The sequence below is a fragment of the Burkholderia sp. PR2 genome, from assembly GCF_052372875.1.
Lineage (GTDB): Bacteria > Pseudomonadota > Gammaproteobacteria > Burkholderiales > Burkholderiaceae > Burkholderia > Burkholderia diffusa.
Map to the genome: position 1 here is coordinate 305902 of NZ_JBQRWH010000003.1, position 9934 is coordinate 315835.

A 9934-nucleotide genomic window follows, 5' to 3' on the forward strand; every position below is an offset into this window, starting at 1 on the left:
ACGCGGGTCGTGCTGCTCAGTTGGCGGCTTCGTCAGCGACGACGTTCCTGAGTGTGCCGATCTTCTCGACCGTCACCTCGCACACGTCACCCGCCTTCATCAGCAGTCTCGGCGCGCGCGCCCAACCGATGCCCGATGGTGTACCCGTCACGATCACGTCTCCCGCCTCGAGTGTTATAGCCTCGCTCAGGATTCTGATGAGACTGGCGACATCGAACACCATGTCGTCGGTGCTGGCCGACTGGACGACTTCGCCGTTCAGACGCGTCTCGAGCCGCAGCCCCTTGGCGCCGGCAGGCAGTTCGTCCGCCGTCACCAGATCCGGACCAAAGGCGCCTGTTCCGTCAAAGTTCTTGCCTACCGTCCATTGGGGAGACTTGAACTGGTACTCGCGCACCGAGCCGTCGTTAAAGAGCGCGTAGCCCGCCACGCAGGACAATGCGTCTTCCCTGCTGATATACCGGCCACCCTTGCCGAGCACCGCAGCGATCTCGCCCTCGAAATCGAGTGAATCGGATGCGTTCGGCCGGATCATCGGCTGCCGATGGGCGATCAGACTCGTATGGACGCGAAAGAAGATTGTCGGGTAGTCGGGCTGCTCGTATTTGCTTTCCCTGGTGTGGTCAGCGTAGTTCAGGCCGATGCAGATGATCTTGGGTGGACGGGTAAGCGGCGGCAGAAAAGTCACGTCGTCTGCGCTCACGACTTCCGCACTCATCCGGTCGCGCCCATAAGTGGCGAGGTCGACACCGCGTGCAAGCAGAGACTCGAGTGAATCGTCTCCGATCACGCGAATGTCATTGCCCTCGCGCACGCCGAGCCACGATTTCCCATCCTTAACAAAGGACACATACCGCATAACGATCTCCAGTACATTGAAATGAAAAGGCGTGTGCCTGTCACTAAGCGACAGGCAACGCGTATTGCTCAAGCCACGCTGCAAAGGCGTGGCAAATTTCGTCACTCGCGCGGCGCGCCGCCGCCGAAGCGTCGAAGAATGCGAAGAATGGATGGAACATGTCGTCGAATCGATGCACCTGTACCGGAACGCCCGCAGCACAAAGTCGTTCTGCGTAGACGAGACCTTCTTCAAGAAGCGGGTCCTGTCCGGCAACGGCGATCAGCGCGGGCGGCAAGCCCGTGAAATCCGCGGCGTGCAGGGGTGATGGCGGAAACGTTGCGGCCTGCGCCAAGTTGGCCCCCATATAAAGCCGCGAAATGTCGCGCAAGTCCGACGGCGACAGCATCGGGAAGTCGCTCCGCTTCGCCTCGATCAGGGAGATGTCGCGGGACAGATCGACACCCGGCACCACGAGCAGTTGTGCCGCGAGGCGGACTCCCCGGTCACGCAGCGTCAGCGCGGACGAAGCCGCGAGGTTGCCCCCTGCGCTTTCCCCCGCTACCGCAATACGCGACGCATCGCCCCCCAGAGCCGCGACGTTGCGGATAGCCCATAGCGTGGCCGTCAACGCGTCGTCGTGCGCGGCAGGAAACGGGTGCTCCGGCGCCAGCCGGTACTCGACCGACACGACCACGACGCTCATGTCACGGCATAGCTTGCGTGCGATGTCGTCCATCAGTTCGACGCTGCCGAGCGCGAATCCGCCACCGTGGAAAAACACCACCGTCGCCAAATCCGGTCGAGCATCCTGGGGGCGATAAACGCGCACCGGCACACGAGCACCGTCGAACTCGGCGAGCGCATCCTCAACCGCGCCGACGACGGGCAATGGAAAACGTTCGCGCGCCGCCATGATCGCGCGCCGCATCCGTTCGCGGGCCTGCTCAGGTGTGCCGGAGAACGGTGGCGGTGCGCTGGCGGCATGCGCTGCCGACACAATGGCCGCCAGTTCAGGATCGAGCGACGCGGGCATGATGGTATTTCTCATTGCAATCCGAGAATGTAGTGCTGGGAGGCAAACGCGCGTTGCCGCAGCGCGTCGAGGTCGATATCCAGCATGTGGCCATGCCGCTTCACGGGCCGCCCCGAGACAAAGACGGTATCGACATTGCCCGGATGGGCAGCCAGCACCACAGCGCCTACCGCATCGGAAACCGGCGTGAGATTGAGGTCATCGCCGCGGATCATGATGATGTCGGCCTGTTTGCCAGGCGTGAGCGAACCGACTTTGTGATCGAGACCATTCGCGCGCGCGCCCGCGACCGTGGCGAATTCGAGCACGTCACGCATCGACAGCGTGGCCGGTGCATTTGCCACACTCGAATGATTGCCGCCCATCCACGAACGGTAGTAGGCGAACGCATGCCGCATCTGCGTGAACATGTCGCCGGAGCATTTCGTTTCGGTGTCGCCGCTCAGACTGGGCCGAATGCCAACTGCCAGCAGGCGATCGAGCGGAATGTCGCCTATGCCTTGCGCGTTCAGTTCGCAATGCACGCCGAGCGAGGCGCTGACGCCCGCATCGGCCATCATTGCAATTTCATCCTCGCCGCAGAAGCAGCAATGCACGAACGTCAGGTCGTCGCTCAGTACGCCGGCGTCGTGCATCTGTGCAATGGCCCTCACGGATGCATTGCGTGCATAGGCGCCCATATGGATGGTCGAGCGAATATCGAGTTCGCGGGCGAGTTGCAGATCGGCGAGCCAGACGTCACGCTGCGCCATCTCGGGGCCGCGCGCCGCCATCGCCAGCGTGAGCAGTTGATCGTCGGACGAGAAGAACCGTTCGCGCAGGCGACGAATGTCCTCCAGGTGGCCACGCTGACTGTCGAACATCCACGAAGCACCATCCACCAGCGGCCAGCCGTGAGCAAACACGCCGCGGATGTTTGCATCGCGCAAGCCCAGAATAGCAGCGTCGGAGTGGTCCGGCGTGTTCTGCACATGCGACCAGTCGAGCATCGTGGTGATCCCGCCGTCCAGCGCGGAAACTGCGCCGAGCAGAGTACCGATGTAGACATCCTCCGGCCGGAACGCGGCGCCTTTGGCACCCAGCATCTCGGCGAAGTAAATCTGCGGATTGATATCCGCATAGCGATGGCGCACACAGGTCTGCCACGTATGGCGATGCGTATCGATGAACCCGGGCAGCACGATCATGCCGCACGCGTCGACGTGCTCGGCGTCGGGGGCGTCGATTTGGGGCTCGACGGCAACGATGTTTGCCCCCTCGACGAGGATGTCACCGTGGCGCAGGTCGCCGATTGCGGGGTCCATGCTCAGGATCCAGCCACCCCTCAGCAGAATTCGTTGCTCGTTCATGATGTCACCGCTTCAGCCATTTGCCGATTTGCGCTTCGGCTTCGCCGGCGCGCCCCACCTCCGTGCTGGCCCACGCCACGTAGCCGTCCGGGCGCACCAGCAAAGCCCTCACGCCGTCCATCGACGCGGGGAGATGCGCGGCGCGCGCCTGCAACACGGTGACCGGCAACCCGGAAACATCGAGCGTCTCGAACTGACGGCTAAACCCCTCCAGATCGAGCAACACAAAGTGCCGGCTGCGCAGGGTTTCCGTCACCGCGACGGAACGTCCATCCAGCAACACGAGATCGAAGTCGGGACAACGCAGCCCCGTTAGCGGATGGCTATCCGCATCGCGCGGATAAGGCGATTCCAGACCGCATAGTTCCAGCACCAGTTTGCGTTGCACGTCAGGCAGCGGAACGATGTGCGCCTGCATGCGACGCTTGAGGGCCACCGCCTCCGGTTCGAAATTGAACTGCAGCGCGCACTGCGCTTTCACGCTGTCGAGCAGCGCATGCATGACGGGAAGACGTTCCGTGTCGTAAGTGTCGAGCGTGGCAACATCCGCCACGCCGTTGATCACGTTCGCGAGCTTCCAACCGAGATTTAACGCGTCTTGCAGACAGAAATTCATGCCCACGCCGCTGGCCGGGTAATGAATGCGCGCAGATTCGCCGACAAGGAACGTACGTCCTTCGCGCAACCTCGGCACCGCACGCATCTGGTCGTCGAACCGCGACGCCCAGCGATAATTCTCGATGCCGTAATCGGTTCCATGAACATCACGGATGCACCGCAATGCTTCTTCGAGCGTAACAGGCTCGTCTTTCGGCGCGTGACGGCGGTCACGGTGCACGATATTGAAACGGGTAATTCCTTCGCCGAACGTATAGCCACGCACCCAGCCCATTTCGTTGTCGACATTGATCCGCCCGCCAGGCCACGGCGCCTTCAACTCTGCATCGAGCACGATGCCGCGGAACGTCCCGGCGCGGCCCTCGAACGGCAGACCGATTTTCGATCGGACGGTACTGCGGCCACCGTCGGCGCCGATCAGGTACTGCGCACGCAGCGTCGAGTTGGCACCGGAGGCGTCGTCCACGTCGACCTCGACACCATCAGCCTGCTGGCGGACGTCCCGTACTTCAGAGCCGCGCTGCACATGCACACCGCTTTCCACGGCCCAGTCCCACAACACCTCTTCGGTCAGGTTCTGCGGCAATCCCAACGTGAAACCAAAGCGCGTTTCCAGATACTTCCAGTCGATCGGATGGAAGCCTGCCCAGATGTGGGACGCTCGGAACGGGTAGTCGGCGATCTTGCGAGTTTTCTCGATGAATCTGTTCGCGATGCCTCGCGCGTCGAACAACTCCAGCACGCGTGGCAGGATCGTGCCGGCGCGCGACTGGACACCTTCGGTGCGGCGCTCCAGCACCAGCGTCTTAACGCCCGCTCCCGCCAATTCCGCCGCGACAGTAAGGCCCGACGGACCGCCGCCGACCACTATGACATCCCACTGCATCGTATTTCTCCGTCTACTTGGTGGATTCGGATCCCGCACCGCGATCCTGTAATGCCGGGCTCGACCGAGCCGCCCAGGCGAATGCGCGAGGCGTGCCCATCAGCCGTCCTCTACTTAAAAAAGATGCGTCATCCCAACTTCCATCTCCAGTTGTCGGGACGTTGTTGCCGGTGCCTGATTCCTAAGGACTGCCAGTTGGCCAGTACCAGCTATTTGCAGCACGCTCAGCAGATAAAGACTCGTGCGCTTCGACAGCGCGTAGTCGAGGTGGGCGTGAAGCTGGTTCCATTTGTAGGTATCGAGCTTCGTGTACGAATAGCCGCCGCCGATTCGCATTTGCGTCGTGATGTACTTGTAGGCACCCACGTCGATGGTCTGCGCCGTTTCCGACTGGCCGGCGGCCGTCAGGCGCGTATAGCTGTAGTTGCCCATGACGCGCACGTTGTCACCTGCGTAGGCCACGCCGAGTGTCGTCGTATTCTGGTTTTGGCTAACGGCCCGCGAAGGATTGGCAGCGAAATTGATGCGATACAACTCACTCACACCCAGCCGGGTGTAGGGCGCATACGGGACACCGTCTACCGATTCCCACACTAGCAGCGACTCGAACGGCCCACTTGTGAAACTGGCTTCAGCGCCGACCGTGCGACCCGTATTGGTGGTCGAACTCTGCTGTCCAAATCCATATTGGGTGCCAAACTGAAGGACTCCGCCGAAGACAGGCGATTTGTACTTGATCAGATTGTTAAGCGAGTTGCCGACGGTCCGATCCAGATTGCCAGGATGGGTCGCCAGAAAAGACGTGAAGCGTTCAGATGTGAACGGAACAAGATCGGAAAGCAGGTCATACATGGAGCCGAGCGTGATCGTCCCCATCTTGTTGGATCTCAGACCAAGGTAGCTTTCGAAAGGCGAGCTTGTGCCGTTGTTGAGAAAAACATACTGACTAAACCGGAAGAACGCGGATGCATCCGTATCCAGTTCCTCCCTGCCAGATAATGCCCAGAACGGCACCGCATGGGTTCCGGTCATCTGATACAGACTACGGCTCTTGCCCGCATTGTTGCTGTATGCAATGCCGGTTCCGAGCAACCCCGATAGGGTCACACTCGATTTGGCATAGACGCTGCCTGAAATAGCCATATATATCGTTATACTAATTAATAATTTTGTTTTCATTTCCATGTCTCCTGACCTCCTCCACAAACCCTGTTCAGGTACGACCGCTATAACTGCGATTCGCAGCACGAACAGGGATCACACTTATCGCTTTATCCGGCCGAGATCGTCTACAGGACTTTCTGTCTATGATTCGATCTTCATCGCGCGTCACCAATGTGAACGCCTAAGGCGACGGGGCCAAGTACGCCGTCCCGTCTCAGGAACGTGCGGTAAAGTACGATTGCGGCCCAAAGCGCGACGGCTCCCGCCACGGCGAATACCGAAGCCATCGCGCGCGGCAATGCATCGGGGCCGCCTCCAAAGCCATGCTCGCTGACCAGTGCGATCAACGTGGGAGAGCCGCCTTGTCCAATCAGCCCATCGAGAACGAGAACAATCGCCATAACGGCGCCTACGATGGATGCGGGCGCGGCTTTCGCAACGACAGTCGATGTGACCGCCATGAATGTCCACGAGAACAGCACCACCATGGCATCGACGACCCAGAATGCGCTCACCGATCCGATCAGACACATCGTGACTGTCAGCGCCGTCACGGCAATCGTCACGAGCACGCCGACAAGCGCAACGCCCGACAGGCTCCTGCCCCCTTTCCGATCCATCGCCATGCCGGCGAGCCACAGACCAAGCGGACCCATCGTCAATAGCAGGCCCCCCTGCATCAGGCCGATTTCCCGCAGACCGAGATGAAAGCGGCGCGCGGTCATGGTCGGCATCCAGCTCCCAAGACCGAAGGTAATCATCGCGTGGGAGACGGCGAACAAGGTCAGTGGCAAGAATATCGCCCGATTGGCGACGAGATAGCGGCCGACGCCGGACAGACACCGGCTCGCATCCGCCGATGCCTCTTCTTGCCGCCCTGGCTCCTTCGCCAGAAAAATGAGCAGGCTCATGGGCAGCCCGACGACTCCGATCAGAAACAACGTGACCTGCCACGGCGAGACCGTGCCGATGAAGGGGATCGAGCGGATACCGGCGGACTGGATGGCACCAAGCAACGGGCCGCCGAGTACGAGTGACAGCCCGGTTCCGAGCATCAGCGACATCGTGTACACGGACAATGCGCGCGCTCGACGTTGTTCGTCGACCCCGTCACGAATCAACGAGTATGACGAAGGTGGAATCAACGCTTCCGCGCCACCCACGACGATGCGCGCCGCGAGGAGCGCCACGAACGCCGACGCGACTGCGTTGGACGTCACGGCGAGCGACCAGACCGCCACGCCCAAGGCAATCACGACGCGTCGGTTGACCCGGTCCGCCAACCAGCCGGCGGGCAGCCCAACCACAATGTTGGCAATGGCAAACGCCGCGCCGATCAGAAGGCTGATCTGGACGTCGCTCGCGCCGAAGTCCCGTTGAATCGGCCCTACCATCAGCACAAGAATGTTCTTGTCGACCTGAGCCAGCATGCTCACCACGGTCAGGCAGGCAACCAAGCCCCACTGCCGCAGGATTGACTGGCCGTTACGGCGGTCCTCCATAGTCTCTGTCTCCAAAGGTTTTTGTGCGCGCCACAAAGTGTCGCTATGTGCAGCAAGTATAGATTTCGCAAGACATTTACAAAATTTATTGTTTAAATGTCGAGCATCTATCTCGTAAATGTCACGCGGAAATGCGCTTCAACAAACTGGACCTCAATCAGCTGGTCGTGCTCGATGCGATCCTCTCCACCCGCAGCGTGGGCCGCGCGGCCGAACGGCTGTTTCTCAGCCAACCGGCAACAAGCTGCTCCCTCGCCCGCCTACGCGAATACTTCGAAGACGAGCTTCTGGTGCCCGTCGGGAAGACACAGGTTCTGACACCGCTAGCCACGGAGCTCGTCAAACCTGTCAGAGACGTTCTGCTGCAAATCCAGACCATCACGCGCGCCAGACCGACGTTCGATCCCGCGACCTCGACGCGACGCTTCACGATTGAGTCGTCCGATTACGTGATCAGTGTGTTTCTTTCTGAAGTGGTGAGAAAAGCGGCCACGCTTGCGCCATTGATGCAGTTCGACCTGAGAGCGCTCAGCCCGCAGTCGCCGGAGCATCTGGAAGGCGGCGAGGTGGAGCTGCTGATCGCCCCCGAGTCCAACACGGTTGCGGGGCACCCGGCCGAGAAACTGTTTGAAGACACGTTTTCGTGTCTGGTGTGCGCGGACCACCCGGCCAAAGGCAGTACGATCACCGCCGATCAATATTTCGAGCTGGCTCATATCGGTGTCGAATGGGGAGGCGGCAGGCGCGTGACGCTGGACGCGCGGACGGTCTCCACCGGCAAACAGGTTCGCCGCCAGGATGTTATTTCGCCGACTTTCACCCTGGTTCCGGAACTGCTCCTCGGTACGTCGAAAATCGCGACGCTGCCCACGCGGCTGGCCCTTCAGATGGCACAGCGGTTTCCATTACGGATTCTGCAATGCCCGATCAAAATCCCCAAGTTCGTGGAGAAGGTGCAGTGGCACAAATATCAGGAGCGCGACCCGGCCATCTCCTGGTTGCGGGCGCTATTGCTGGAGACGGCACTTGGCCTGCCGGTTGCTGAGCAGGCCGAGAGCGATGGGACGAATTCCGGCAAACAATCGCGACGGCAGAGGATGGCGCAGTAGGCGGAATACGGCGCATCGCACACGCGTGCGATCCTGTCGGTTTGACTGCATTTGATAGCAGTCGGCTTGATCTGGGGCTGGCTTATGTCGGCAGCAATCGCGACGGCGTGCAGTTACCCACATGGAGGTAGTCGTACTTTTTGCGCAAATTCTTGCGGTTTGGTCTTAAAAATCTCTATGGATTAGGAGGTTTCTATAGTGCCGGTCGCGCCATAAAAGGGGAGGCGCGGAACCATGCTGCAGGCGGCTATCCGGGTGGTCACCGCCATTTTCGGCACGAAAGGTATGACTATCCTATTTAGCTAAGTTCGTTCGCCGATGGTGACAGCCCTTGGCTCCATGAACGTGTGCCGGAAATAGTCACGCACCGCGTGCATCGCGGGGCTCAGCTCAATGTTCTTGCGCCACGCGAGGCCGACGCTCATCGGCGGTACCGGGTCGCGCAGCACGATCGTCTCGATGCGCCGCCCTTCGAGCGACCACGGGCGATACACCATGTCCGACAGGATCGCGACGCTGCTGCCGTTCGCGACCATGCTGCGCACGGCCTCGACCGACGACGTGCGCAGGATCACGTTCGGCCGGTACGGCGTCTCGTTCCAGTAGCGCAGCGCCGTCTGCCCGGCCTCGTCGACCGTCAGCATCACGAACGGCTCGTGCGCGACCTCCGCGAACGTGACGCTTTCGCGCCTGAGCAGCGGATGATGCGCGCCGACCCACAACCGGCGCACCGAATGGATCACCGGCTCCAGCACGAGCTCGGGATTCGACACGTTCGACGTCAGCAGCACGGCCATGTCGTAGCGGCCCGCGATCAGCCCTTCCTCGATCGACTCTCGGTTCAATTCATGCAGGTGGATCGTCAGGCGCGGATAGAGCGTATTCAGCCGCATCACGTGATGCGGCAGGAAGTAGCCGAGCACCGTGTAGCTCGCGGCGATCGCGAGCGTGCCGGTCAGCGTGCTTTCGAGGTTCGGGATCCGCATCGCCTCGTCGACCGACGACAGGATCGTGTACGCGTGATTGAGAAAGCGCCGCCCGGTGTCGGTGAGCGTCACGCCCGCCGACGTGCGCAGGAACAGCTGCGTGCCGAGGCTGTCCTCCAGCTCCTTGATCGCGCTCGTCACGGCCGACTGCGAGATCGTGAGCTGGATCGCGGCCTGCGAGATCTGTCCGAGCTCGGCGGTCGCGACGAAGTACTTGAGCTGTCTAAGGGTCAGGGCCATGCCCGGTGGAAAACTGATAGGCGCATGGCAAACATCATATCAACCGCCCCGCCCGGCGGCAATCCGTGACCGCCCGCCCGCCGCACACCCGCCTGCGGCGGCGCTGCATGGCCGATTCGCGCGATATCTGAAAAATCGATACGGTCGCATCCAAAAATAGAACTATTTTGACGCACCCCGCACGGCTAACCTGCCTTCAACACGGT

General features: G+C 61.1%; 8 protein-coding genes. 1 reads left to right on the top strand and 7 read right to left on the bottom strand.

The features are described 5' to 3' along the window. Positions 1–16 precede the first annotated feature (16 nt). The 6 genes from ACT2FV_RS17095 to ACT2FV_RS17120 all read right to left on the bottom strand — a co-directional run bounded on the left by ACT2FV_RS17095 (position 17) and on the right by ACT2FV_RS17120 (position 7393). Positions 17–859: a fumarylacetoacetate hydrolase family protein gene (locus tag ACT2FV_RS17095; protein ID WP_119337082.1), complete on the bottom strand. Its 843-nt coding sequence runs from the start codon at positions 857–859 to the stop codon at positions 17–19. A 43-nt stretch (positions 860–902) separates the two neighbouring features. Beyond that, positions 903–1889: an alpha/beta hydrolase gene (locus tag ACT2FV_RS17100; protein ID WP_444504489.1), complete on the bottom strand. Its 987-nt coding sequence runs from the start codon at positions 1887–1889 to the stop codon at positions 903–905. Then, complete coding sequence (locus tag ACT2FV_RS17105; RefSeq protein WP_444504490.1) at positions 1886–3223, bottom strand: amidohydrolase family protein; 1338 nt, start codon at positions 3221–3223, stop codon at positions 1886–1888. Before ACT2FV_RS17105 ends, ACT2FV_RS17100 begins: the two co-directional genes overlap by 4 nt. Before the next feature lie 4 nt (positions 3224–3227). After that, the gene (locus tag ACT2FV_RS17110) at positions 3228–4727 is read right to left on the bottom strand and encodes an FAD-dependent oxidoreductase (protein WP_444504491.1); all 1500 of its coding nucleotides are present in this window, start codon (positions 4725–4727) and stop codon (positions 3228–3230) included. A gap of 114 nt (positions 4728–4841) precedes the next feature. Beyond that, positions 4842–5912, bottom strand: coding sequence for a porin (locus tag ACT2FV_RS17115; RefSeq protein ID WP_444504492.1), 1071 nt, complete (start codon positions 5910–5912; stop codon positions 4842–4844). Positions 5913–6046: 134 nt separating this feature from the next. Beyond that, positions 6047–7393, bottom strand: a complete 1347-nt coding sequence (locus tag ACT2FV_RS17120; protein WP_444504493.1) for an MFS transporter — start codon at positions 7391–7393, stop codon at positions 6047–6049. 131 nt (positions 7394–7524) lie between these two features. Here ACT2FV_RS17120 and ACT2FV_RS17125 point away from each other — a divergent pair, with 131 nt between their 5' ends. After that, positions 7525–8502 carry a LysR family transcriptional regulator gene (locus ACT2FV_RS17125; protein WP_234743138.1) on the top strand — a complete coding sequence of 326 codons (978 nt, stop codon included), beginning with the start codon at positions 7525–7527 and terminating at the stop codon, positions 8500–8502. Between the two features lie 302 nt (positions 8503–8804). On the opposite strand, the gene ACT2FV_RS17130 is transcribed toward ACT2FV_RS17125, so the two are convergent. Then, the gene (locus ACT2FV_RS17130) at positions 8805–9728 is read right to left on the bottom strand and encodes a LysR family transcriptional regulator (RefSeq protein ID WP_444504494.1); all 924 of its coding nucleotides are present in this window, start codon (positions 9726–9728) and stop codon (positions 8805–8807) included. Positions 9729–9934 lie beyond the last annotated feature (206 nt).